18 protein-coding genes are annotated in these 26,071 nt (G+C 59.7%); 7 read left to right on the top strand and 11 right to left on the bottom strand.

All coding sequences use genetic code 11. The annotated features are described in order from the left end of the window. Nucleotides 1–53: 53 nt before the first annotated feature. From topA to ACA051_RS10755, 5 genes are all read right to left on the bottom strand, one after another. Nucleotides 54–2,681 (bottom strand): type I DNA topoisomerase, encoded by a 2,628-nt coding sequence (topA, locus tag ACA051_RS10775; protein ID WP_497309584.1) that lies wholly within the window; start codon nucleotides 2,679–2,681, stop codon nucleotides 54–56. A 114-nt stretch (nucleotides 2,682–2,795) separates the two neighbouring features. Then, the gene (locus ACA051_RS10770; RefSeq protein ID WP_046047845.1) at nucleotides 2,796–3,032 is read right to left on the bottom strand and encodes a DUF1653 domain-containing protein; all 237 of its coding nucleotides are present in this window, start codon (nucleotides 3,030–3,032) and stop codon (nucleotides 2,796–2,798) included. Nucleotides 3,033–3,132: 100 nt separating this feature from the next. After that, a complete protein-coding gene (gene fadA / locus ACA051_RS10765) occupies nucleotides 3,133–4,308 on the bottom strand; it encodes an acetyl-CoA C-acyltransferase FadA (protein WP_010456360.1) in 1,176 nt (391 codons plus the stop codon). Nucleotides 4,309–4,340: 32 nt separating this feature from the next. After that, nucleotides 4,341–6,488: a fatty acid oxidation complex subunit alpha FadB gene (gene fadB, locus ACA051_RS10760; protein WP_461980602.1), complete on the bottom strand. Its 2,148-nt coding sequence runs from the start codon at nucleotides 6,486–6,488 to the stop codon at nucleotides 4,341–4,343. 540 nt (nucleotides 6,489–7,028) lie between these two features. Further along, nucleotides 7,029–7,466 (bottom strand): hypothetical protein, encoded by a 438-nt coding sequence (locus tag ACA051_RS10755; protein ID WP_010456364.1) that lies wholly within the window; start codon nucleotides 7,464–7,466, stop codon nucleotides 7,029–7,031. 104 nt (nucleotides 7,467–7,570) lie between these two features. Between ACA051_RS10755 and ACA051_RS10750 the strand changes: the two genes are divergently transcribed. Next, nucleotides 7,571–8,008 (top strand): universal stress protein, encoded by a 438-nt coding sequence (locus ACA051_RS10750; RefSeq protein ID WP_094471516.1) that lies wholly within the window; start codon nucleotides 7,571–7,573, stop codon nucleotides 8,006–8,008. A gap of 190 nt (nucleotides 8,009–8,198) precedes the next feature. Here ACA051_RS10750 and ACA051_RS10745 read toward each other — a convergent pair whose 3' ends face one another. Next, nucleotides 8,199–10,118, bottom strand: a complete 1,920-nt coding sequence (locus ACA051_RS10745) for an ATP-binding cassette domain-containing protein (RefSeq protein ID WP_497309582.1) — start codon at nucleotides 10,116–10,118, stop codon at nucleotides 8,199–8,201. A 213-nt stretch (nucleotides 10,119–10,331) separates the two neighbouring features. Here ACA051_RS10745 and ACA051_RS10740 point away from each other — a divergent pair, with 213 nt between their 5' ends. Beyond that, nucleotides 10,332–12,260 (top strand): transglycosylase SLT domain-containing protein, encoded by a 1,929-nt coding sequence (locus ACA051_RS10740; RefSeq protein WP_497374700.1) that lies wholly within the window; start codon nucleotides 10,332–10,334, stop codon nucleotides 12,258–12,260. Nucleotides 12,261–12,332: 72 nt separating this feature from the next. On the opposite strand, the gene ACA051_RS10735 is transcribed toward ACA051_RS10740, so the two are convergent. After that, nucleotides 12,333–13,370, bottom strand: a complete 1,038-nt coding sequence (locus ACA051_RS10735; RefSeq protein ID WP_497374698.1) for a Fic family protein — start codon at nucleotides 13,368–13,370, stop codon at nucleotides 12,333–12,335. Nucleotides 13,371–13,438: 68 nt separating this feature from the next. After that, a complete protein-coding gene (locus ACA051_RS10730; protein ID WP_497374696.1) occupies nucleotides 13,439–15,205 on the bottom strand; it encodes an ABC transporter transmembrane domain-containing protein in 1,767 nt (588 codons plus the stop codon). Nucleotides 15,206–15,462: 257 nt separating this feature from the next. On the opposite strand from ACA051_RS10730, the gene ACA051_RS10725 reads away from it, so the two are divergent. After that, entirely contained in the window at nucleotides 15,463–15,642 is a 180-nt protein-coding gene (locus ACA051_RS10725) for a PA1571 family protein (protein ID WP_497309576.1), read from the top strand. Nucleotides 15,643–15,826: 184 nt separating this feature from the next. Here ACA051_RS10725 and pdxB read toward each other — a convergent pair whose 3' ends face one another. Beyond that, entirely contained in the window at nucleotides 15,827–16,969 is a 1,143-nt protein-coding gene (gene pdxB, locus ACA051_RS10720; protein ID WP_497309574.1) for a 4-phosphoerythronate dehydrogenase PdxB, read from the bottom strand. Nucleotides 16,970–17,306: 337 nt separating this feature from the next. Here pdxB and ACA051_RS10715 point away from each other — a divergent pair, with 337 nt between their 5' ends. After that, nucleotides 17,307–18,716, top strand: a complete 1,410-nt coding sequence (locus ACA051_RS10715) for an MATE family efflux transporter (RefSeq protein WP_497309572.1) — start codon at nucleotides 17,307–17,309, stop codon at nucleotides 18,714–18,716. On the opposite strand, the gene tusA is transcribed toward ACA051_RS10715, so the two are convergent. Together tusA and rlmM are read right to left on the bottom strand one after the other, a co-directional pair. Continuing rightward, complete coding sequence (tusA, locus tag ACA051_RS10710) at nucleotides 18,713–18,964, bottom strand: sulfurtransferase TusA (protein ID WP_054054315.1); 252 nt, start codon at nucleotides 18,962–18,964, stop codon at nucleotides 18,713–18,715. The two genes, ACA051_RS10715 and tusA, sit on opposite strands and share 4 nt — an antisense overlap. A 165-nt stretch (nucleotides 18,965–19,129) precedes the next feature. After that, nucleotides 19,130–20,203: a 23S rRNA (cytidine(2498)-2'-O)-methyltransferase RlmM gene (rlmM, locus tag ACA051_RS10705; protein WP_497374694.1), complete on the bottom strand. Its 1,074-nt coding sequence runs from the start codon at nucleotides 20,201–20,203 to the stop codon at nucleotides 19,130–19,132. Nucleotides 20,204–20,425: 222 nt separating this feature from the next. On the opposite strand from rlmM, the gene acnA reads away from it, so the two are divergent. The 3 genes from acnA to ACA051_RS10690 all read left to right on the top strand — a co-directional run bounded on the left by acnA (nucleotide 20,426) and on the right by ACA051_RS10690 (nucleotide 25,876). Further along, nucleotides 20,426–23,167: an aconitate hydratase AcnA gene (gene acnA, locus ACA051_RS10700; RefSeq protein ID WP_497374692.1), complete on the top strand. Its 2,742-nt coding sequence runs from the start codon at nucleotides 20,426–20,428 to the stop codon at nucleotides 23,165–23,167. A gap of 249 nt (nucleotides 23,168–23,416) precedes the next feature. Beyond that, the gene (locus ACA051_RS10695) at nucleotides 23,417–24,208 is read left to right on the top strand and encodes a CPBP family intramembrane glutamic endopeptidase (protein WP_497309566.1); all 792 of its coding nucleotides are present in this window, start codon (nucleotides 23,417–23,419) and stop codon (nucleotides 24,206–24,208) included. A gap of 102 nt (nucleotides 24,209–24,310) precedes the next feature. Beyond that, nucleotides 24,311–25,876: a methyl-accepting chemotaxis protein gene (locus ACA051_RS10690; RefSeq protein ID WP_497309564.1), complete on the top strand. Its 1,566-nt coding sequence runs from the start codon at nucleotides 24,311–24,313 to the stop codon at nucleotides 25,874–25,876. Nucleotides 25,877–26,071: the final 195 nt, after the last annotated feature.

Here is a 26,071-nt window from a genome sequence, read left to right as displayed (position 1 = left end):
AGGCCGCATGAAAACCCGAGGGTTGTCATGCGGCCTTTTATGTACAGCCTCTTTTACGCCTTGGCTGCCGGACGCTTGTCTTCAACCGTCCACTTGCCGCCGTCGTAGTACGCCTTCCAGCCAGTCGGCTTACCGTCGACTTCAGTCTGCACGTACTGCTCTTTGGTCTTGCGGCTGTAACGGATTACAGCAGGCAGGCCGTCCGGATCTTTCTTCGGTGCTTCGCAGAGGAAGTGGTACTTCGGATCGATCTCATCCTTGTGCGGCACAATTTCGATGACCAGCGGAGCACGCGTTTCGCGGTTTTTCGGGAATTGGCTGGCCGCCAGGAACAGGCCGGAAGCACCGTCGCGCAGGATATAAGTGTCGTTGACCTTTTCGCATTTCAGCTCAGGCATCTTCACCGGATCCATCTTCGGCGGCGCCGCATCACCGCTTTTCAGCAGCTTGCGGGTGTTTTTGCACGTCGCATTGGTGCAACCGAAGAACTTGCCGAAACGGCCGGTCTTGAGCTGCATCTCGCTGCCGCACTTGTCGCATTCCAGGCTCGGACCTTCGTAGCCCTTGATGCGATAGGTGCCCTCTTCGATTTCATAACCAGCGCAATCCGGGTTGTTACCGCAGATGTGCAGCTTGCGCTTCTCATCCAGCAGGTAAGCGTCCATCGCCGTGCTGCAGATTGGGCAACGGTGCTTGCCGCGCAATACCAGGGATTCAGATTCACCCTCGTCGTCGGCCGCGATTTCATCGCCCGGTACCAAGTTGACGGTGGCCTTGCAGCGTTCTTTCGGCGGCAGGCTGTAACCCGAGCAACCCAGGAACACGCCGGTCGATGCCGTACGAATCTGCATCGGACGACCGCACAACACGCACGGAATGTCAGTCATCACCGGCTGATTGGCGCGCATGCCGCCTTCGGCGCTTTCGGCTACTTCCAGTTTCTTCTTGAAGTCGCCGTAGAACTCGTCGAGCACGTTTTTCCAGTCGCGTTCGCCTTGGGCCACGTCATCGAGGTTCTCTTCCATGCCGGCCGTGAAGCCGTAGTCCATGAGATTGGAGAAGCTCTCGGCCAGGCGCTCGGTCACGATGTCGCCCATCTTTTCCGAGTAGAAACGACGGTTGTGCAGCGCGACGTAGCCACGGTCCTGGATGGTCGAAATAATCGCCGCGTAGGTCGAAGGACGACCGATGCCGCGTTTTTCCATTTCCTTGACCAGGCTCGCTTCCGAGTAACGCGCCGGTGGCTTGGTGAAGTGCTGGGTCGGATCAAGCTTGATCAGCTTCATCGCGTCGCCCTGGGCCATGTCCGGCAGCACGTCGTCATCGCCCGGCTTGGCGATTTGCGGCATGACGCGGGTGTAACCGTCGAACTTCAGGATGCGACCCTTGGCACGCAGCTCGAAGTCGCCGGCACCGACGGTGACCGTGGTCGACAGGTATTGGGCTGGCAGCATCTGGCAAGCGAGGAACTGGCGCCAGATCAGCTCGTAAAGGCGCTCTGCATCACGCTCCATGCCCGACAACTTGCTTGGCTCGGTGTTGGCATCGGACGGACGAATCGCTTCGTGAGCCTCTTGTGCGCCTTCCTTGCTGCTGTAGACGTTCGGGTTTTCCGGCAGGTACTTCTTGCCGAACTCGCCTTCAATATAGGTGCGCGCCATCGTCACGGCATCGACCGAGAGGTTGGTGGAGTCGGTACGCATATACGTGATGTAGCCGGCTTCGTACAAACGCTGGGCCATCATCATGGTTTTCTTCACGCCGAAGCCCAGGCGGTTACTCGCGGCCTGTTGCAGGGTGGACGTGATGAACGGTGCCGACGGCTTGCTGCTGGTCGGTTTGTCTTCGCGCTTGACGATGCTGTAGCTGGAAGCCTTGAGCTTATCCAGCGCAGCCATGGCTTGGGCTTCGTTAAGCGGCTTGAAAGCCTCGCCTTTCTCGCGGGCCACGTCAAAGCGCACAGTCGCGCCCTTGGCGGTGCCGAGGTCGGCGTGAACTTCCCAGTATTCTTCCGGGTTGAACGCACGGATTTCACGTTCGCGTTCGACCACCAGCTTCACGGCAACTGATTGCACGCGACCGGCGGACAGGCCACGGGCGACCTTGGCCCACAGCAGCGGCGAAACCATGTAACCCACCACACGGTCGAGGAAACGACGCGCTTGTTGTGCGTTGACACGATCAATGTCCAGCTCGCCCGGTTTGGAGAAGGCTTCCTGGATCGCTTTCTTGGTGATTTCGTTGAACACCACGCGCTTGTAGCGGCTGTCGTCACCACCGATGGCTTCGCGCAGGTGCCAGGCAATGGCTTCCCCCTCGCGATCCAAGTCGGTTGCGAGATAGATGGTGTCAGCATCTTTGGCGAGCCGGCGCAGCTCTTCGATGACCTTTTCCTTGCCCGGGAGGATCTCGTACTTGGCTTTCCAGCCATGATCGGGATCGACACCCATGCGCGAGACCAGCTGCTTGCGCGCTTTCTCTTTCGGCGTGAGCACCGGACCTTCACCCGCGGCGGCCTTGCCGCGCTTGGCGGCAGGCTCTTTGCTGGCGCTAGCCGAACCGCTGGTGGGCAGGTCTCGGATATGGCCGATACTCGACTTCACCACGTATTGGTTACCCAGATACTTGTTGATGGTCTTGGCCTTAGCCGGGGATTCCACAATGACCAGCGATTTGCCCATGGATCAGAAAATTCCTGAATTCTAGAAGTGAAAGGCGGTTGGCGCCTGACGCGGCACCGCTATATATAGTGGCTACAAGGTGAGGTCAAGCGCAGGGTCTTGCGCGCACTCAGCTTATGGCTTCGAAAAAAGGCTCGGTTCAGCTTGCACCAAAGCAAAGCGCGGTACCTGTTCGCCGTCAACCTCGACCGACTCCAGGAACATGCTCAAGGGACGCACCCAAAAGCCGTAATCGCCATACAGGGCTTGGTAGAAGACCACTTCTTCTTCGGTTTCCGAATGCCGCGCGATGCTGAATACGCGGTACTGCGGACCTTTGTAATGCTGGTAGAGCCCAGGTTGTATCGGCATGGTTTGGCCCTCACTCAAATCTTTTAAAAATAAATACAAAAAATAAATTCAGAAAAACAAAAACCGGGGCACTTGGCCCCGGCTTCCGTCAACGAAACGCTTAAACGCGTTCGAAGACGGTGGAGATGCCTTGGCCGAGACCAATGCACATGGTGGCTACCCCGAAGGTGCCGCCATTCTGCTTCATCACGTTCAGCAGAGTGCCGGAGATACGGGCACCGGAGCAACCGAACGGGTGACCCAGGGCGATCGCGCCGCCGTGCAGGTTAACCTTCTCGTTCATCTTGTCGAGCACTTTCAGATCTTTCAGCACTGGCAGGGCCTGTGCAGCGAAAGCTTCGTTGAGCTCGAAGAAGTCGATATCGTTAATGCCAAGGCCCGCACGTTTCAGTGCTTTCTGAGTGGCCGGTACTGGACCATAGCCCATGATTGCCGGGTCCACACCTGCCACCGCCATCGAGCGGATAACCGCCAGCGGCTGGATGCCCAGGTCCTGTGCACGCTGTGCCGACATCACGATCATGCACGAAGCACCATCGGTGATCTGCGACGAGGTACCGGCTGTCACGGTGCCGCCCTTCGGATTAAACGCTGGCTTCAGAGCTGCCAGGCTTTCCAGGGTAGTTTCCGGACGAATGGTTTCGTCGTAGTCGAACAGTTTCAGGAAACCGTTCTCGTCGTAGCCCTGCATCGGGATGATTTCGTCTTTGAACTTGCCTTCCAGGGTCGCCTTGTGGGCGAGCTGGTGGGAGCGCACGCCGAAAGCGTCCTGTTGTTCGCGAGTGATGCCGTGCATTTTGCCCAGCATTTCAGCGGTCAGGCCCATCATGCCCGAGGCTTTCGCCGCGTACAGGGACATGTGCGGGTTCGGATCGACACCGTGCATCATGCTCACGTGACCCATGTGCTCGACGCCGCCGACGACGAATACGTCACCGTTGCCGGTCATGATCGCTTGTGCGGCAGTGTGCAGCGCGCTCATCGACGAACCACACAGGCGGCTGACGGTCTGGCCGGCAGCGGTGTGCGGGATCTGCGTCATCAGGGACGCCATGCGCGCGATGTTCCAGCCCTGCTCCAGGGTCTGGTTTACGCAGCCCCAGATCACGTCTTCGACTTCGTTCGGATCAACCTTGACGTTGCGCTCCAGCAATTTGCTGATCAGGTGCGCCGACATGTCTTCGGCGCGGGTGTTGCGGTGCATGCCGCCCTTGGAGCGGCCCATCGGAGTACGACCGAAGTCGACAATCACGACGTCTCTTGGATTCAAGCTCATAAAATTTCACTCTCGCTCAAGTGTTGGGACGCTTAACCGAAGAACCGTTGGCCGGTTTTGGCCATTTCACGCAGTTTTGCGGTCGGGTGGTACAGCGCGCCCAAATCAGCGTACTGGTCAGCCAGGGCAACGAACTCGGCAACACCGATCGAATCGATGTAGCGCAGCGCACCGCCACGGAATGGAGGGAAACCAATACCGTAGACCAGACCCATGTCGGCTTCGGCGGCGGTTTCGACAATGCCGTCTTCCAGGCAACGCACGGTTTCCAGGCACAGCGGGATCATCATCCAGTTGATGATGTCTTCGTCAGTGACTTCGCGCTGCTCGTAAACGATCGGCTTGAGCACTTCCAGCACCGACGGATCGGCCACTTTCTTTTGCTTGCCTTTCTTGTCGGTCTCGTAAGCGTAGAAACCCTTGCCATTCTTCTGGCCCAGGCGCTTGGCTTCGTAGAGCACGTCGATGGCCGAACGACGGTCGTCTTTCATGCGGTCCGGGAAACCCTCAGCCATCACGTCACGACCGTGGTGGCCGGTGTCGATGCCGACCACGTCCATCAGGTACGCCGGGCCCATTGGCCAGCCGAATTTTTCCATGATCTTGTCGATACGGACGAAGTCCACACCGGCGCTGACCAGCTTGGCGAAACCGCCGAAGTACGGGAACAGGACGCGGTTGACCAGGAAGCCCGGGCAGTCATTGACGACGATCGGGTTCTTGCCCATTTTCTTGGCGTAGGCAACGGTGGTGGCAACGGCCAGTTCGCTGGACTTCTCACCACGAATCACTTCGACCAGCGGCATCATGTGCACCGGGTTGAAGAAGTGCATGCCGACGAAGTTTTCCGGACGCTTGAGGGCCTTGGCCAGCAAGGTAATGGAAATGGTCGAGGTGTTGGACGCGAGGATGGTGTCCTCTTTGACCTTGTCTTCGACTTCGGCCAGAACGGCTTGCTTGACCTTCGGGTTCTCGACGACGGCTTCGACGACCAGGTCAACGTGACCGAAATCACCGTAGGACAGGGTCGGACGAATGCCATTGAGCACTTCAGCCATTTTCGCCGGGGTCATGCGACCTTTATCAACGCGGCCGACCAGCAGCTTGGCGGCTTCAGCCAGGCCCTGCTCGATGCCGTGCTCGTTGATGTCCTTCATCAGGATCGGCGTACCTTTTGAGGCCGACTGATAAGCGATGCCGCCACCCATGATGCCGGCGCCCAATACAGCGGCCTGCTTCACGTCCTTGGCGATTTCGTCGTAGGCCTTGGCCTTTTTCTTCAGTTCCTGATCGTTCAGGAACAGACCGATCAAGCTCTGCGCGGCAGAGGTCTTGGCCAGCTTGACGAAACCGGCGGCTTCGATTTCCAGCGCCTTGTCACGACCGAAGTTCGCGGCTTTCTGGATGGTCTTGATCGCTTCGACCGGTGCCGGATAGTTCGGACCGGCTTGACCGGCCACGAAACCCTTGGCGGTTTCGAAGGCCATCATTTGTTCGATGGCGTTCAGTTTCAGCTTTTCCAGCTTCGGCTGACGCTTGGCCTTGTAGTCAAACTCGCCGGAGATGGCGCGCTTGATCAGCTCCAGGGCCGCTTCCTGCAGTTTCTCAGGGGCAACCACTGCATCGACGGCGCCTACTTTCAGCGCGTCTTCAGGACGGTTTTCCTTACCGGCGGCAATCCACTCGATGGCGTTGTCGGCACCGATCAGGCGCGGCAGACGCACGGTACCGCCGAAGCCCGGGTAGATGCCCAGTTTGACTTCCGGCAGACCGATCTTGGCCTTGGTGGACATGACGCGGTAGTCCGCCGCCAGGCACATTTCCAGACCGCCACCCAGAGCGATGCCGTTGATCGCGGCGACAGTCGGGACGTTGAGGTCCTCGAAATCGCTGAAAATCTTGTTGGCTTCCAAGTTGCCAGCAACAAGCTCTGCATCAGGCAGCTTGAAGTTCTCGACAAATTCGGTGATGTCGGCGCCGACGATGAAGACGTCCTTGCCACTGCTGACGATCACACCCTTGATCGAAGCATCTGCCTTGATAGTGTCTACGGCCTGACGAAGTTCGTTCAGGGTTAGACGGTTGAACTTGTTGACGGACTCACCCTTGAGGTCGAATTTCAATTCGACGATGCCACTTTCAAGAGCCTTAACCGTGATGGCTTTACCTTCGTAAATCATCAACTGATCTCCACGATATGGAAGCTGAACAGTACACGTCGGACGCAGGCGAATGGCTTGGCAGGGACGCTTATCGTCGATGCTACGCCAATCCACCCGGCACACCCGCCAACGCGATAGTCGGGATTCTGTAGGAGCGGTCTGAAATACAAACGCTCAATTCATACGCCCGTTTGATTTGGGTACGTCACCTTCACGGAATTTCCGGCAATTGTCAATCGCCCAAAATACGGGTTGAAACGCGACTTTCCGGTCATTTCCGTACTGCGAAGATCTTCAACACGCCTAAGCATGTGGAGTCATTCATAGGATCAATAGTTAGAAAAGTCGCCCTAATTCACTGCAGCCTTTGTTTAACAGGCTACGCTGGCGGGACATTCGGAAAAAAAATTGAACACTTTTGGCGAACACCAAGCGTAAGATCTGCGCCACAAAGAATTACCGGCCTGCCTGGCCAACCCCAGCCCGATGATGATGTCGGGCTTTTTATTGCCTGTCTGTCGGAGGTTTCGCGCCATTGCAGCGCGAAATGTCCGTGAATCATGCCAGCGCTTTCAGCACCGCATCGATGTCTTGCAAAACCGTCGCTTCGCCCTTCTCGCCCCAGTACAGAGTGATCATCTGCTTGTCCGCTTCAACCTTGTAGACGTTGGCTGGCAATTTTTCGAAATGATTGAGCAGCGCTCGATCTTCGCAAATCTCCTGCCACTGGTTCACCCACACACCCGGCGACTTTTGCCAGTAACTCCAGCACGCTGGTTGATTGCCACGACGTGGCCGATGGTACTGGGCGCAAGGGCTCGGCGGCTCCTGGCTCAGCCAGTGCGGCCACTCCTGGGGCGCAAGCTGCATGGCCAAGCCGATTCGCCGCGCTTCCATGCGCAAGGCCATACGCCCGCTCTGTCCACGGGACGGCCGCAACCACGCCAGCGGACTCAGTACCACCAGCAGGATTGACACCACTATCCAGACCGTCATATCTGTACTCCCGATTCTTGATGGGCGCTTTGAGTCACTTTGGAACCATTGCGCTTGAAACCAGCCATACTTACCAATATTGCAATCCTCAGGAGGAGCACCTCATGCCCTACCACCATATTCTGGTCGCTGTAGATCTAACCGAAGAGTGCGACCCTGTAATCCACCGTGCTCGCGAGCTTTCAGTGAGCAATGGCGCGAAATTATCCTTGGTCCACATCGTCGAACCGATGGCCATGGCCTTTGGCGGCGACGTCCCCATGGACCTGTCACAACTGCAACAGCAGCAGTTTGATCAGGCCAAGGAACGTCTGGACCGACTGATCCTGAAATATCCTGAACTCACCAAAGAATACAGCCACCTAACCTACGGCCAGCCACGCCAGGAGATTCATCACCTGGCCAAGGAACAAACCTGCGACCTTATCGTGGTGGGCAGCCATGGCCGACACGGCCTGGCATTGCTGCTGGGCTCGACGGCCAATGACGTGCTGCACGGTGCGCCATGCGATGTGCTCGCGGTGCGCCTGATCAAAAGCTGACAACCCGTACCCTGTGGGAGCGAGCCTGCTCGCGATGAGGCCCTGTCAGTCAACATTGATATCGACTGACAGGGCCTCATCGCGAGCAGGCTCGCTCCCACAGGGGATCTATAGCAACTTGTAGATCGCATTCCATACGAAAAGCCCGGCGCTCATCACTGAGCGCCGGGCTTTTTTGTTACGGGATCAATCAGGCATCCAGCTCGGCCCAACGCTCGACCATCACGTCGAGTTCAGCCTGCAACTGCTCAAGCTGAGCAATCACGGCAGCGGTCTCGGCTGCAGGACGTTGGTAGAAACCGGCATCGGCCATCTGCGCCTCGACGGCAGCGATCTGCTGTTCCATGGCTTCGATCTGGGCCGGCAACATCTCGAGCTCACGCTGCAATTTGTAGCTGAGCTTCTTCTTCGCCACCGGCGCTTCGACTGCCGCAGCAACCGGCGCCGCATCCGCCGTCACGACCGCAGAGGTCAGGTCGGCCTTGCCGGATTTGCTCTCGGTCACGCCCAGCAGACGCGGCGAGCCGCCCTGACGCAGCCAGTCCTGGTAACCACCGACGTATTCGCGCACCTTGCCTTCACCTTCGAAGACCAGGGTGCTGGTGACCACGTTGTCGAGGAATGCCCGGTCGTGACTGACCATCAGCACGGTGCCGTTGAAGGTCAGCAAGACCTCTTCCAGCAGCTCGAGGGTTTCCACATCGAGGTCGTTGGTCGGTTCATCGAGGACCAGCAGGTTCGCCGGCTTGCTGAACAGTTTGGCCAGTAACAGACGAGCACGCTCACCACCCGACAGCGCCTTGACCGGCGTGCGGGCACGCTGCGGGCTGAACAGGAAGTCGCCGAGGTAGCTCAGCACGTGGCGGCTCTGACCATCGATATCGATGAAGTCGCGACCTTCGGCCACGTTGTCGATCACGGTCTTTTCCAGGTCCAACTGATGGCGCAACTGGTCGAAGTAGGCAACGTCAATGCGCGTCCCCTCTTCCACTGTGCCGCTGGTAGGCTGCAGACCGCTAAGCATCAGCTTCAGCAGCGTGGTCTTGCCGGTACCGTTGGCGCCGAGCAGACCGATACGGTCGCCGCGCGTCAGGACCATCGAGAAATCCTTGATCAGGAACGGGCCACCCGGGTGAGCGAAGCTCACGTTCTCGAGGACCATCACCTGCTTGCCGGATTTGTCAGCGGTGTCCAGCTGAATGTTGGCCTTGCCGGTACGCTCGCGACGTTCGCTGCGCTCGACGCGCAAGGCTTTCAATGCGCGTACGCGGCCTTCGTTACGGGTACGACGGGCCTTGATGCCCTGACGGATCCAGACTTCTTCCTGGGCCAGCTTCTTGTCGAACAGCGCGTTGGCAGTTTCTTCAGCGGCCAGGGAGGCTTCTTTGTGCACCAGGAAACTGGCGTAGTCGCCGTTCCAGTCGATCAGGCCGCCGCGATCCAGTTCCAGAATGCGCGTCGCGAGGTTTTGCAGGAATGAACGGTCGTGCGTGATGAACAGCACGGCGCCCTGGAAATCCTTCAGCGCTTCTTCGAGCCAGGCGATTGCACCGATGTCCAGGTGGTTGGTCGGTTCGTCGAGCAGCAGCAGGTCCGGTTCGGAAACCAGGGCCTGGGCCAGCAGGACGCGACGGCGCCAGCCGCCGGACAATTCGGCGAGGGTCTTGTCGGCGGGCAACTGCAGACGGCTCAAGGTGCTGTCGACCAGTTGCTGCAAACGCCAGCCATCGCGGGCTTCGAGGTCGTGCTGGACGTGCATCAGCTTGTCCAGGTCGGCGTCGGTGACGATGTTCTGGCTCAGGTGGTGATACTGCGCGAGCAGCTCTCCGACACCGTCCAGGCCTTCAGCCACGACGTCAAACACGGTCCGCTCGTCGGCTACCGGCAATTCTTGCGGCAATTCGCCAATCTTGAGGCCGGGCGCGCGCCAAACGGAGCCTTCGTCGGGCTTCTGGTCGCCCTTGACGAGCTTCATCATGCTGGACTTGCCAGTGCCGTTGCGGCCGATGATGCACACCCGCTCACCACGGGCGATCTGCCAGGACACCTTGTCCAACAACGGCATAGCGCCGAAAGCAAGGGACACATCGCTGAATTTGAGCAGGGTCATGAGCTTCTCCAAAAACCGGGCGCGCATTCTACCTGACTTGAGGCTTCAGAAGGCCGGCAATTTCAATGTCGAAGCACTCTGCATGACAATTGTTGCGAACTTGTGCCGAGAGGCCGGCAAAGCTTTCGCCTGCTGCTGGCAAAAGGCTAAGCTACAGATAATTCAGTGCAGGTTAAGTCTGCACTTGTCGTGATTTCTATGCCCGGACGTCTCATGCGCAGTCGCCTCTTCAGTTTTTTATCTTGCTTGCTTCTTTCTGCCGCTGCCGTTCAAACCGCCCAGGCGGTGGACCTGTCCACCCAGCGCCAATATTACGATGAGGCCAAGCGTGCCTTGGCCAAGGGCGACACCGGCCCTTACTTTCGCTACAGCCAGGCCCTCAGCGATTATCCACTGGAGCCTTATCTGGCCTACGACGAGCTGACCGCGCGGCTGAAAACCGCCAGCAATGCCGAAATCGAAAAATTCCTCTCCGAACACGGTGACCTGCCTCAGGCCAACTGGATGAAATTGCGCTGGCTGCGCTGGCTGGCCGAACGCGGCGACTGGGCGACCTTCGTCAAATACTACGACCCCAAGCTCAATTTCACCGAACTGGACTGCCTGAACGCGCAGTACCAGATCAGTCATAACCAGAAAGCCGAAGGCTACGCCAACGCGAACAAACTCTGGCTGACCGGCAAATCCCAGCCCGCCGCCTGCGACGCGCTGTTCGGGCAATGGGCCGCCGAAGGTCAACTGACCGAACAAAAACGCTGGGAGCGCGCCAAGCTCGCCGCCCAGGCGCGCAACTATCCACTGGCCAACAGCCTGGTCAACGGTATGGCCACCCTCGCCCCGCGCGGTCGATTGCTGGTGGATGTGGCGCAGAAACCTGAACTGCTGAACCAGCCGTCGCGCTTCACCCCAGCCGACGAACCGATGTCCGACGTGGTCAGCCTCGGCCTGCGCCGCCTGGCCCGCCAGGACCCGGACAAGGCCATGGACCTGCTCGACGGCTATGCCAGCAGCATGCACTTCTCCCGCGATGAAAAAGTGGCGATTGCCCGCGAAATCGGCTTGACCCTCGCCAAACGTTTCGACCCTCGCGCGCTGGAGGTGATGACCAAGTACGACCCGGAACTGCGCGACAACACCGTGTCCGAATGGCGTCTGCGCCTGCTGTTGCGTCTGGCCCGCTGGGACGATGCCTATCAGTTGACCCGTCGCTTGCCGCAGGATCTGGCGATCACCAACCGCTGGCGCTACTGGCAAGCCCGCAGCCTGGAACTGGCGCAGCCGCAGAACCCGGAAGTGCAGACGCTGTACAAGAACCTCGCCCGCGAGCGCGATTTCTATGGTTTTCTCGCCGCCGATCGTTCGCAGTCCCCTTATTCGTTGATGAACAAACCGTTGGTGATGAGCCAGGCACTGATGAACAAAGTGCGCAACACACCGGGCATTCGTCGCGCCCTTGAATTCCACGCCCGCGGGCAGATCGTCGACGGTCGTCGCGAGTGGTACCACGTCAGCCGTCACTTCAGCCGTGACGAAATGGTCGCCCAGGCGAAACTGGCCTACGACCTGAAATGGTATTTCCCGGCAATCCGCACCATCAGCCAGGCGCAGTACTGGGACGATCTGGACATCCGCTTCCCGATGGCTCACCGCGAGACCCTGGTGCGTGAAGCCAAGGTTCGCGGTTTGCACTCGAGCTGGGTGTTCGCCATTACCCGCCAGGAAAGCGCCTTCATGGCCGACGCCCGTTCCGGCGTCGGCGCCAGCGGCCTGATGCAGCTGATGCCCGGCACCGCCAAGGAAACCGCGCGCAAGTTCAGCATCCCCCTGGCTTCGCCGCAGCAAGTGTTCGACCCGGACAAGAACATCCAGCTCGGCGCCGCTTACCTGAGCCAGGTCCACAGCCAGTTCAACGGCAACCGCGTCCTTGCCTCCGCCGCCTACAATGCCGGCCCCGGCCGCGTACGCCAGTGGCTGCGCGGTGCGGACCACCTGAGCTTCGACGTGTGGGTGGAAAGCATCCCGTTCGACGAAACCCGTCAGTACGTTCAGAACGTGTTGTCCTACTCGGTGATCTACGGCCAGAAACTCAACTCGCCACAACCGCTGGTGGATTGGCATGAGCGGTACTTTGACGATCAGTGATCGTGATTTGACGCGCAAAAAAAATGCCCGCATTGAAAAATGCGGGCATTTTTTATGATATTCAAACGCTGATCAGTACCGCACCGCCGTCCGTTCGCCAAGCTCGGTCAGGCGATACCTTTGAACTGGACTGCGAGGGGAATCGGGATCAGTCATTTCAATGAAGCCGACAGCTAATGCCGGCTTGAGATAGTTAGCCCTAAAGGTTGCCTTGTGAGCCAGCCCGACCTCAGCCATCAGATCGTTAACCCTGAGTGGAGCGCTTCCACGCAGGGCAATGAGCAGTTTCGCTACTTGGTCGGTTACTTGGTCGGCTACTTGGTCGGTCACTTGGTCGGTCGCCGGTTCGCTTTGGGCAGCCTCACCAAGCGCAACGCTCAACGCCTGCAACATGAACTCGACAAAAGGCGTTGATTCAGCCATCTGATCGGCTGTCGACAACGCAGCGTAATGGGCGTCTTGCTGCTCTCGAATCACCGCTTCGACTGGCAGATAAGCCAACACCGGCCGCCACTGACTGAGTATCAAGGTTTGCCAGAGTCGCCCCATTCGCCCATTTCCGTCGGCGAAGGGATGAATAAATTCGAACTCGTAGTGGAAGACACAGCTGACGATCAATGGATGCCAATCCGAATCGCTGAGCCACTCCAGCAAATCGTCCATCAGATGGGCAACGCGACTCGGCGGCGGTGCCATGTGGACCAACTGCTCGCCACGGTAAATACCCACACCGGCTCGACGAAACTGCCCGCAGTCGTCAATCAATCCGCCCATGAGCAATTCATGTGCCCTCAGCAGGTCAGCCCGGCTGCTCGACCGCCATTCAGACATGGCTTCATAAGCCGCAAAAGCGTTACGCACTTCCTGGATTTCTCGCGGCAGACCAAGAACCCGTCGCCCTGCCAGAACGGCAGTCACCTGCTCGATGCTGAGCGTGTTGTTCTCGATCGCCAAGGAAGCCTGAATCGTGCGAATTCGATTGCTACGACGTAGTTGAGGCGTCTGCAAGCGTTCGTCCACAGCCGTCAGCTGACCGATTTGTTCGCTGATCCCGGCGATCAACGCCAGCATTCTGGTGGTCAGGGTCAACGGTGGTTGATAACGGCTCATATCCTCATCCAGGCTCGCAACTCAGGCCGACATAATGCCCGAACCCGATCACATTCAGCAGCTCTCATTCATGCCGCTTCGTGCCCATCACTAAACTGCAACGCCGCCAGCCGCGCATACAGCGCATTGTTCGCAATCAGTTCCTGATGCGTCCCTATCGCCACCAGTTTTCCCTGATCCATCACCGCGATCCGGTCGGCATTTTTTACCGTGGCCAAGCGGTGGGCGATGACCAGGGTGGTGCGGTTTTTCATCAGGCTCGGCAGGGCTTGCTGGATCAGGTGTTCGCTTTGGGCGTCGAGGGCGCTGGTGGCCTCGTCCAGCAACAGGATCGGCGCGTCCACCAGCAGTGCCCGGGCAATGGCCAGGCGTTGGCGCTGGCCGCCGGACAACCCGAGGCCGCCGTCGCCCAGGTGGGTCTGGTAGCCGTTGGGCATTTGCTCGATGAAGTCGTGAGCGTAGGCGATTTTCGCCGCTTCCTGGACCTGGGCCAGGGTTGCCGTCGGGTTGCCGTAGCGGATGTTCTCTTCGATGCTGCCGAAGAACAGTGCCGGGTTTTGCGAGACCAACGCGAAGCAGCGACGCAGGTCGAGCGGATCGAGTTGGGTCAGCGGCACGTCATCCAGCAGGATCTGTCCCGAGGCGGGATCGTAAAAACGCAGCAGCAGGTCATACACGGTGGATTTACCGGCACCGGACGGGCCGACCAGAGCGAGGGTTTCGCCCGCATTGATGGTCAGACTCAAGCCATCGACGGCATAGCTTTCCTGTCGCGACGGGTAGGAAAAGCGCACATCGCGCAATACCAGATTGCCTTCTACCCGATCAGGCAAGGTGACCAACCCTGAGGCTGGCGGCTGGATGATGTTTTCCGAGCGCAGCAATTCGGCAATCCGCTCGGCCGCACCCGCCGCTCGCTGCAACTCCCCGATCACTTCGCTCAATGTGCCGAAGGCGCTGCCGACGATCAGACTGTAGAAGACGAAGGCCGCCAGTTCACCTGCCGAGATCCGTCCGGCGATCACGTCCATCCCGCCGACCCACAGCATCACGCCCACCGCGCCCAGCACCAGCACGATCACCAGCGTAATCAGCCAGGCCCGTTGGAAAATACGTTTGCGCGCCGTGGTGAACGCCTCCTCCACGGTCACGGCGAAGCGTTGCTCGTCCTGGACTTGATGGTTATAGGCCTGCACGGTTTTTATCTGGCCGAGGGTTTCGGAGACGTAGCTGCCGATGTCGGCAATCCGGTCCTGACTCAGGCGCGACAAGCTGCGTACCCGACGGCCGAAAATCAGGATCGGCGCGATCACCAGCGGCAACGCCACGACCACGATGCTGGTGAGTTTGGGGTTGGTGATAAACAGCAAGACGATCCCGCCGATCACCATCAGCAAATTGCGCAGGAACAACGACAGCGAAGAACCGATCACTGATTGCAGCAACGTGGTGTCGGCGGTCAGCCGTGATTGGATCTCGGAGCTGCGATTGTCCTCATAGAACCCCGGATGCAGGTAAACCAGGTGGTTGAACACTTGCTTGCGGATGTCCGCGACCACACGCTCGCCGATCCACGACACCAGATAAAAGCGCGCAAAGGTGCCTATCGCCAGCCCGACTACCAGCACCATGAACAGGCCGATGGTCTGGTTGAGCAAATGCGCCGATTGGGTCATGAATCCCTGATCCACCAGCAAGCGAATGCCCTGCCCCATCGACAAGGTGATGCCGGCGGTGATGATCAGCGCGAGCAAGGCGCCAAGGGCCGGCCAGCGATAAGGGGCAAGAAAACGGCTGGTCAGGCGAATCGCGCGGCGGTGACGGGCAGAGAGCATCGGGTTATCCAGTACGCAATTGATGGGGCCAGCCTATACCGCTTAAGTGGGGAGGAACTCTGTAAATCACAATGAGTCAGGTTAATTATGACCACAACGACTATCGCCTAGACGCTATTGGTCTAAAGTCCGGGTGGCAACACTGCGCTATTTCTGGTGGACTGATGTTGCCGCCCTGGAAAGATCGCAGGGAGTTGTCACAGCCCGGTCACCTGGCGGTTTTAAAGTAGGTACACAACCTGATGAGGAGACAGGCCATGTCCTTGCAAAACAGCAGCGAAGACAAGATTCAAGTGATCCGCACACAGCCAGACCAGTCTCTGGGTTGCTCAATTATTGATAAGGATGGGCGCGAAGTACCGATCACTGAAGACATGATCCAGCAAGCCTGCAGCGAACTGGATAAGCGATTGGTCAAGCCTGCCGAACAAAAGTGATATAGCCACCGTCTTCTTGACCCGGCCCTGATGGCCGGGTTTTTTGTGGGTGCTTATCCGGGAATTGCGGTGCAGCCATTCGCGGGCAAGCCACGCTCCCACAGGTTTTGAGTCGTCCACCTATTTAGCGAACACCCAAACCCTGTAGGAGCGAGGCTTGCCCGCGAAAGGGCCAGCTCGATCTCTAGACAGCCGTTGCACCCAGCGCCGCCACAATCTTCAGCAACTCAGGCGAATCCCCCTCGACCCGCACCTGCAACCCATCGATCTCCCGGCGCGATGGATAGTTTTTGCGCAATGCATCAAACGCCGCACGCTGCTCGCTCACGCTGCCTACAAGGCTGCGACGGAAATCTGCATCGTCCCGGCGCGGGTCGTACACGCCGCGGCACAGCATCGCCAGCGCCCAGGCGGGATCGCTCTCAGCGTGCAGGGTCACGTGCGACAACCACGGCGCTGGCAGCAGATGGCTCAAGCTGACCTGGGCCGGTTGCCCGATGAATTCGCAATACGCCTGATAGATCTGCGCCGTCCCCCGTTGTTTGCCATCAAGGCTGTAGCCGGCGATGTGCGGCGTTGCCAGCACGCAGAGTTCAGCCAGCGCGACATCGACTTCAGGTTCGCCTTCCCAAACGTCGAGCACCGCTTGCAGGTCTTCGCGTTGCAACAACACCTGGCGCAGGGCGGCGTTGTCGATCACTGGGCCACGACTGGCGTTGATCAGCCAGGTGCCAGGCTTGAGTTGATTCAGACAATTTTTATCGAACAGATGCCAGGTCGACTGTGCGCCGTGTTTCTTCAAAGGGGTGTGCAGACTGATGACGTCGCACTGCTCGATGATCTGTTCAAGGCTGACGTAATCGCCACCTTCTGCGGCTTGCCTTGGCGGATCGCAGACCAGCACGTTCCAGCCCAGACCTTGCAGAACCTTGACCAATCGGCCGCCCACTTCACCGGCACCGACGATGCCATAGGTGCGCTGAGTCAGGTCAGCGCCTTCGATTTCGGCCAGGGTCAGCAAACTGCCGAGCACGTAGTCGACCACGCCCCGGGCATTGCAGCCGGGCGCGCTGGACCAGGTGATGCCGGCCCGCTGAAAGTAATCCAGATCCAGGTGATCCGTGCCGATGGTGCAGGTGCCGACAAATCGCACCTTGCTGCCTTCGAGCAACGCGCGATTGACGTTGGTCACTGAGCGCACCAGCAGCACATCGGCCTGTTCGACGGTGGCGCGGTCGATGGAGCGTCCCGGTACCCGGCGGATTTCGCCGAATCCTTCAAAGAAGGCATCGAGCAGCGGGATATTTTCGTCGGCAACAATCAGCATGGCAGGCTCCTTTGGCGGGTTGGCAGTGTAGGCGGAGATGACTGTAGTGGGCCAGCGGGCATTAAGGTCACTCCATACCCTGTGGCGAGGGAGCTTGCTCCCGCTGGACTGCGCAGCAGTCCCAAAACCTTTGCACGCGGTGTGCCTGTTGAAACCAGGTCGCTTGAATGGGGGGGCCGCTGCGCGACCCAGCGGGAGCAAGCTCCCTCGCCACAATAATGCTCGGCATGAAAGCGGGTCGATGATTACAAATAGCTAACACAGCACTTTTCCTGACCACTGCGTCAAGGCGTAGAATGCGCCGCCTCGTGCATCAAAATCTTTGGACGTTTCGCTCTTGAATTCTGTGACTGACCGCCCCGCCGCTACTTCCCTCACCCGCCCGGCCCGGGTGCGCCTGGAGCTGAAAAACCTGCTCGGCCTGGCGCTGCCGATCATGATCGCGCAACTGGCGACCACCGCTATGGGCTTCGTCGATGCCGTGATGGCGGGACGGGTTGGCCCGCGTGATCTGGCGGCCGTGGCGCTCGGCAACTCGATCTGGGTTCCGGTGTTTCTGCTGATGACCGGCACCTTGCTGGCCACCACCCCGAAAGTCGCCCAGCGCTTCGGTGCCGGCACCCACAGCGAAATCGGCCCGATCGTGCGTCAGGCGTTATGGCTGGCCTTCGTGGTGGGTTTGATGGCGACCGGCATGCTGTTGAGCGCCGAACCGATCCTGCACATGATGAAGGTCGATCCCGAGCTGATCGGCCCCTGCATGCAGTACCTGCACGGTATCGCCAGCGGCTTGCCCGCCGTCGCCTTCTACCATGTGTTGCGTTGTTTCAGTGACGGCCTGGGGCGTACACGCCCGGCGATGGTCCTCGGTCTGTGTGGGCTGGCGCTGAATATTCCGCTGAACTACATCTTCATCTATGGCCACTTCGGTGTGCCGGCCATGGGCGGTGTCGGGTGCGGCTGGGCCACGGCGATCGTGATGTGGGTGATGGCGCTGGGCATGGCCGGGTGGGAGCGCTGGGCGCCGGCGTATCGGTCGAGTGAGTTGTTCAGCCGTTTCGACTGGCCGCAATGGTCGGTGATCAAACGCCTGCTCGGTATCGGCCTGCCGATCGGTATCGCGGTGTTCGCCGAGTCGAGCATCTTCGCGGTAATCGCCCTGCTGATCGGCAGCCTCGGCGCCACCGTGGTGGCCGGACATCAGATCGCCCTGAACTTCAGCTCGCTGGTGTTCATGATCCCTTATTCCCTTGGCATGGCCGTGACCGTGCGGGTCGGCCAGGCACTCGGACGCGAGGAGCCGCGCGAAGCCCGCTTCGCCGCCGGTGTCGGCATGGGCACGGCGCTGGCTTATGCCTGTATTTCGGCGAGCGTGATGCTGTTGTTGCGCGAACACATTGCAACGATCTACACGGCTGATCCGACGGTGATTCGAGTGGCGGCGATGTTGATTGTGTATTCGGCGCTGTTCCAGTTTTCCGACGCGATTCAAGTCACCGCCGCCGGCGCCCTGCGCGGTTATCAGGACACGCGGGTGACGATGATCCTGACCCTGTTCGCCTATTGGGGCATCGGTTTGCCGGTGGGATACGCCTTGGGCCTGACCGACTGGTTCGGCACGCCGAGCGGCCCGAGCGGGCTGTGGCAGGGTTTGATCGTGGGTCTGAGCTGCGCGGCGCTGATGCTGTCGATCCGCCTGACGCGCAGTGCACGCAAGCGGATCCGCATCAGTCATTCAGCGGGCTAAGCGAGTTTTTTGCGGATCCAGTAGAGGTAGGTGCCTGCCTCTTCGTGCTGCGCGACCAGTTCGTGGTCGAGAAACACGCAGAACTTGGGAATGTCGCGACGGGTCGAGGGATCGGTCGCGATCACCTTGAGCAGGCCGCCGGGTGCCAAGTCACGGATGTGTTGGTGCAGCATCATCACCGGTTCCGGGCAGTTGAGGCCGGTGGCGTCGAGGGTGCCGTCTACCGGTGTATCAAGCATTTCACTCATGATTCACTCCTGAAACTGGCCGGCATTGTCGCGCATTGCCGGGTGTTCGGTCATCTATGTCGTACACCGCCCCCCCTGTGAGCGAGGCTTGCCCGCGAAGGGGCCCTCGAGGACGCCAAAAGCTTCGCGGGCAAGCCTCGCTCCTACAAGGGGGTGCGGTGTGTATCAGCGGGATTTCGGTTTTTTCACATCAATGCGGCGCAGGTGACAAGTCACTTCTTCGCGGTCGTGGTACAGCTGCTTGCAGCCGATCTCGACCCGAATGCCGCGCTCCTTGAAGCCATCGGCAATGCGCTCCAGCAAACGCTTCACTTCGGCGTAACGCTGTTTCATCGGCAGCTTGAGGTTGACCACCGCTTCGCGGCAATGCCCCTCGCCAATCCATTCTTCAAGCATCGCGGCGTTGCGCGCCGGTTTCTCGACAATGTCGCAGACCATCCAGTCCACCGGCTGCTTGGGCTTGAAGGTGAAACCGTCGGCCATCAAGTGCTGCACCAGACCAGTGTCCATCAAGCTTTCGGCCATCGGGCCGTTGTCGATCGCGGTCACCAGCATGCCGCGGTTGACCAGTTGCCAGGTCCAGCCGCCGGGGGCGGCACCGAGGTCGACGCCGGTCATGTCGCTGTGCAGGCGCTCATCCCATTGATCGCGGGGGATAAAATGGTGCCACGCCTCTTCCAGCTTCAACGTCGAACGGCTCGGCGCTTCACGGGGAAACTTCAGGCGCGGAATGCCCATCGGCCACATCGCCGAGTTGTTGGACTCGGCCAGACCCATGAACACTTCGCGGCCGCTTTTGAAGGTCAGCAGCAGGCGCGGCTTGTGTGCATCTTCGACCAACTTGCCGGCCGCCATCAGCGCCTTGCGCAGGTGGCCTTCGAATTTCTTGCAGAAGTTCGACAGCTCCTTGCCATCGTTGGTGTCGACCATTTCCAGCCACAGGCTGCCGCACAGCGGGAAGTCCGCCATGTGCGCGATGATCACGCTGATGCGGTCGGTTTCCGGCAGATCGATGAAGATCCCGCGCGCCCATTGGCGCGGGAAGATCAGCTCAGCAAACCGCTGGCCGCGCATCAGGCGCTCGGCGCCATCTTCTTCGGTGCAGATGAATTCAGCGCAGGCGCTGGCGGTCTTGGCCTTGGCATAACCGGCCACGTTCAGCCGTGCGGCGTGTTCGGAAATCTCGGAACAGACTTCGCTTTCGAAGCCCGGCCGGCAATGCATAAAGAGGGTGTTCATTCTTACTCCTGGGCAGTTGGCGAAGAATTCAGCCACTGCGCGATGCCCAGGCTTGCGTTGAAGCAAAGCCTGTCACGAAAACCGGCGCATGATAGCCGAGTTCGGAACCTCGGACTTGTCGATAGAGTCCAGTTATTAGCCAGCTACTTAAAACAGGGCTAGTTTTAATGCTCTGTCCGTCCCCTCAGTCCGTAGCCGTGCGGACTCAAAGGAGTGATCGCAATGCCGTCCCTCGATAGCCTGAACACCCTTAAAACCCTGCAAGTCGACGACAAGAACTATCACTATTTCAGCTTGCCGGACGCCGCCAAAAGTCTGGGCGACCTGGACAAGCTGCCAATGTCGTTGAAAGTGCTGCTGGAAAACCTGTTGCGCTGGGAAGATGAAAAAACCGTCACCGGCGCCGACCTCCGGGCGATTGCCGCCTGGCTCAAGGAGCGTCGCTCCGACCGCGAAATTCAATACCGCCCCGCGCGGGTATTGATGCAGGACTTTACCGGCGTGCCTGCCGTGGTTGACCTGGCCGCCATGCGCGCCGCCATGGCCAAGGCCGGGGGTGACCCGCAGCGAATCAACCCGCTCTCCCCCGTGGATCTGGTGATCGACCACTCTGTGATGGTCGACAAATTCGGCAGTTCCAGCGCCTTCGAACAGAACGTCGACATCGAAATGCAGCGCAACGGTGAACGTTACGCGTTCCTGCGCTGGGGCCAGAGCGCCTTCGACAACTTCAGCGTGGTGCCTCCGGGCACGGGCATTTGCCACCAGGTCAACCTGGAATACCTCGGCCGCACGGTCTGGACCAAGGACGAGGACGGCCGCACTTACGCCTTCCCCGACACGCTGGTCGGCACCGATTCCCACACCACCATGATTAATGGCCTCGGCGTGCTCGGTTGGGGCGTCGGCGGGATCGAAGCGGAAGCGGCGATGCTCGGCCAGCCCGTGTCGATGCTGATTCCGGAAGTGATCGGTTTCAAACTCACCGGCAAGCTCAAGGAAGGCATCACCGCCACCGACCTGGTGCTGACCGTCACGCAGATGCTGCGCAAGAAAGGCGTGGTCGGTAAATTCGTCGAATTCTATGGCGATGGCCTCGCCGACCTGCCGCTGGCCGACCGCGCGACCATCGCCAACATGGCCCCTGAATACGGCGCCACCTGCGGCTTCTTCCCGGTCGACGACATCACGCTCGAGTACCTGCGCCTGTCCGGTCGCCCACTGGCAACCGTGAAACTGGTCGAGGCCTACAGCAAAGCCCAGGGCCTGTGGCGCTTGCCGGGCCAGGAACCGGTGTTCACCGACACCCTGGCGCTGGACATGGCCAGCGTCGAAGCCAGCCTGGCCGGGCCGAAACGCCCACAAGACCGGGTTTCGCTGCCAAATGTCGCGCAAGCGTTCAGTGACTTCATCGACCTGCAATTCAAACCCACCAGCAAGGAAGTCGGTCGCCTGGAAAGTGAAGGCGGCGGTGGCGTCGCGGTGGGCAATGCCGATCTGGCGGGCGAAGCCGACTACGAATACGACGGTCAGACCTATCGATTGAAAAACGGCGCAGTGGTGATCGCCGCGATCACCTCTTGCACCAACACCTCCAACCCGAGCGTGATGATGGCCGCCGGTCTGGTGGCGAAGAAAGCCGTGGAGAAAGGCCTCAAGCGCAAACCGTGGGTCAAGAGCTCGCTGGCCCCCGGCTCGAAAGTGGTCACCGACTACTACAAGGCCGCCGGCCTGACCCAATACCTGGATGAGTTGGGTTTTGCACTGGTCGGTTATGGCTGTACGACGTGCATCGGCAACTCCGGCCCCTTGTCGGAACCGATCGAAAAAGCCATTCAGGCCGCCGACCTGACCGTCGCCTCAGTGCTGTCGGGTAACCGCAACTTTGAAGGTCGGGTGCATCCGCTGGTGAAAACCAATTGGCTGGCGTCCCCGCCGCTGGTCGTTGCTTATGCGTTGGCCGGTACGGTGAGGACCGACATCAGCAGCGAGCCGCTGGGCAACGACAAAGACGGCAATCCGGTGTACCTGCGGGACATTTGGCCGAGCACCAAAGAAATTGCTGACGCGGTGAGTCAGGTCAACACCGCGATGTTCCACAAGGAATACGCCGAAGTGTTTGCCGGTGACGAGCAATGGCAAGCCATCGAGGTGCCACAAGCGGCGACGTATGTCTGGCAGGACGACTCGACTTACATCCAGCATCCGCCGTTCTTCGATGACATCGGCGGACCGCCGCCGGTGGTCAGGGACGTCACAGGGGCCAGGGTCCTCGCGCTGCTGGGTGACTCGGTGACCACCGACCACATCTCCCCCGCCGGCAACATCAAGGCCGACAGCCCGGCCGGCCACTACTTAAGCGAGAAAGGCGTGGAGCCGCGGGACTTCAACTCCTACGGTTCCCGTCGCGGCAATCACGAAGTGATGATGCGCGGCACCTTCGCCAACATCCGCATTCGCAACGAGATGCTCGGTGGTGAAGAAGGTGGCAACACGATCTACATCCCGACCGGGGAAAGGATGCCGATCTACGACGCGGCCATGCGCTATCAAGCGTCGGGCACGCCGCTGGTGGTGATCGCAGGGCAAGAATACGGCACCGGCTCGAGCCGCGACTGGGCGGCCAAGGGCACCAATCTGCTGGGCGTGAAAGCGGTCATCGCCGAAAGCTTTGAGCGGATTCACCGCTCAAACCTGGTGGGCATGGGCGTGCTGCCGTTGCAGTTCAAGCTGGATCAGAACCGCAAGAGCCTGAACCTGACCGGCAAGGAGACGCTGGATATTCTTGGTTTGACCGGCGTCGAGCTGACACCTCGGATGAACCTGACGCTGATCATCACCCGTGAAGACGGCAGTCGCGAGAAGGTCGAGGTGCTGTGCCGGATCGATACGCTCAATGAAGTGGAATACTTCAAATCGGGAGGGATCTTGCATTACGTGTTGCGGCAGTTGATTGCGTCGTGATCCACCGCTGACACAGACACCGCCTTCGGGCGGTGTTTTTATTTGGGTTGCGAGCGTCCCTATAATCCTGCGCCAAAAGTGCAGACAACACTGATCTAAATGTGGGAGCGGGCTTGCTCGCGAAAGCGGTTTAGCTGTCGACGATGATGGTGAATGTTATGACCTCTTCGCGAGCAAGTCGGATCGCCGCACCGCCGCTCCCACAGTGGATCGACTCAAACCGAAAAATTTCGGACACAAGGACTTCAAATGATTGCCCTGCCATGGACTTACCTGGCCCTTCTCTCCCTCGGTTACACCCTCGCTCTGACCTTCGGCCACCTCGGTTGGCTGGCCGGCATCTCCGTCGCGTTGCTGCTCGTCGCCGGTTTCGCGGTCCGCCAGCAAAAACTGCCCATCGCTCGCTACCTCGGTCACGGCGTGTTCATCATCCTCGCCCTGGCGCTGGCGATGCACTGGCTGCCCGGTTTCTACAACGGTCGCGGCATCGACCCGCAACGCTTTACCGACGATGCCGTGCCGTTTTCCATGTACCTGAATCAGGACAAGCCCCTGATCGGCTTTTGGCTGTTACTGGCGTGCCCGTGGATCGTCGGCCGGCGTTCGCTGCGGCTTTCGATCTATGCCACCGCCCTCGCCCTGCCCCTGAGCGCCGTCCTCGCCTTGGGTGGTGCACTCTTGCTGGGCATGATCAGTTGGGCGCCGAAGTGGCCGGATCAAGCCGGGGTGTGGGTGCTGAACAATCTGCTGCTAGTGACACTGGTGGAGGAAGCGCTGTTTCGCGGTTACGTCCAGGGTGGGCTGAGCCGGCACTTCAAACACCTGCCCTACGGCGAAAACCTGGCATTGCTGCTCGCCTCGCTGTTGTTCGGCCTGGTGCACGCGGGCGCGGGTTGGCAATGGGTGCTACTGGCGAGTCTGGCAGGTGTCGGCTATGGTCTGGCCTACCGTTTTGGCGGATTGGGGGCGGCCATCGCCACCCATTTCGGCTTGAACCTGCTGCATTTCGCACTGTTCACCTACCCGATGCTCGCCGGCTGATGCAATGGCCATTTTGCGACGCGCCACTGATTATTGAAAAATATTTCAATAAAATCCTGACACCGCCGACAACCTCTCAAAGCCTTGCGGATTGAAAAAGCCATGCGTAACAACCAGCCCACCACACAGCGCGAACGGACCTTCCCGGCTCAGCAACGGTTGATTTCCACCACCGATGCCAAGGGCGTGATCACCTACTGCAACGACGCCTTCGTCGAAATCAGCGGGTTTTCCCGCGAAGAACTGATCCGTGCGCCGCATAACCTGGTCCGTCACCCCGACGTCCCGGCGGCGGTGTTCGCGCACATGTGGGGCACACTGAAACAAGGCTTGCCATGGATGGGCATTGTCAAGAATCGCTGCAAGACCGGTGACCACTACTGGGTTAACGCCTATGTCACACCGGTGTTCGAAGGCAATCAGGTGATCGGTTACGAGTCGGTGCGGGTCAAACCCACTGCCGAACAGATCCGCCGTGCCGAAGCGCTCTACCAGCGCATCAATCTGGGCAAGTCGGCGATTCCTTCAACAGACAAATGGCTGCCGGTGCTTCAGGACTGGCTGCCGTTCATTCTGGTCAGTCAGCTGAGCTTCATGATCGGCGCCACGCTCACGTCCCAATGGGGCTTTGCGCTCGCCGCCGGACTCTCGGTGCCGTTGGGTCTGATGGGGTTGAGCTGGCAACAGCGTGGCCTCAAGCGCTTGCTGCGGCTGGCCGAGCAGACCACCTCCGACCCGCTGATTGCGCAGATGTACACCGACAGTCGTGGCGCCCAGGCACGTCTGGAGATGTCGATTCTCAGCCAGGAAGCGCGTCTGAAAACCTGCCTGACTCGCCTGCAGGACACCGCCGAGCACCTGACCGAGCAAGCCAAGCAGTCCGACGCCCTGGCTCACAGCAGCTCCAGTGGCCTGGAACGTCAACGCGTCGAAACCGAGCAAGTGGCCACCGCCGTCAATCAGATGGCCGCCACCACGCAGGAAGTCGCCAGCCACGTGCAGCGCACCGCCGACGCCACTCAGGAAGCCAATCGCCTGACCGGTCGCGGTCGCGACATCGCCGGGGAAACCCGCGAAGCCATCCAGCGCTTGTCGGTGGTGGTCGGTGAAACCGGCCTGACCGTGACCCAACTGGCCAAGGACAGCGACGAAATCGGTGGTGTGGTCGATGTGATCAAAGGCATCGCCGACCAGACCAACCTGCTGGCCCTGAACGCCGCCATCGAAGCGGCGCGTGCCGGTGAAATGGGTCGCGGTTTTGCGGTGGTGGCTGACGAAGTACGTCAACTGGCGCAACGCACCAGCGAATCCACCGGGCAGATTCACGCGCTGATCGCCAAGCTGCAGCAAACCGCCAGCACCGCGGTGCAAACCATGGAAGCCGGGCATCGCCAGGCTGAAGAAGGCGTGGCGCGGGTACTGGAAGCAGATCAGGCACTGGTGGGGATCAGCGAAGCGGTGGCCAACATCACCGACATGACCACCCAGATTGCGGCGGCGACCGAAGAGCAAAGTGCTGTTGCCGAAGAAATCAGCCGCAACATCAGCAACATCTCGCAGCTGGCTGACCAGACTTCGGAACAGGCTCAACACTCGGCGTTGTTGAGTGAAGAGCTGACGAAGACGGCGAATACCCAGTATTCGTTGGTGGAGCGGTTTAACCGCTGATTGATGCACGAATGTAAAAACCCGGATAGCGGAAGCTTCCGGGTTTTTTATTGCCAGTTTTGAATGTGTATTGCCTGACAGACAGCATTCGCGAGCAAGCCCGCTCCCACATTCGATCTTCAGTGAACACAGATTTAGTGTCCGGCAAAGATCAAATGTGGGAGCCGGCTTGCTCGCGAAGAGGCCATCGCTGCC

Source organism: Pseudomonas sp. LBUM1669, assembly GCF_059695705.1.
This window is presented reverse-complemented; position numbering and strand designations above follow the sequence as displayed.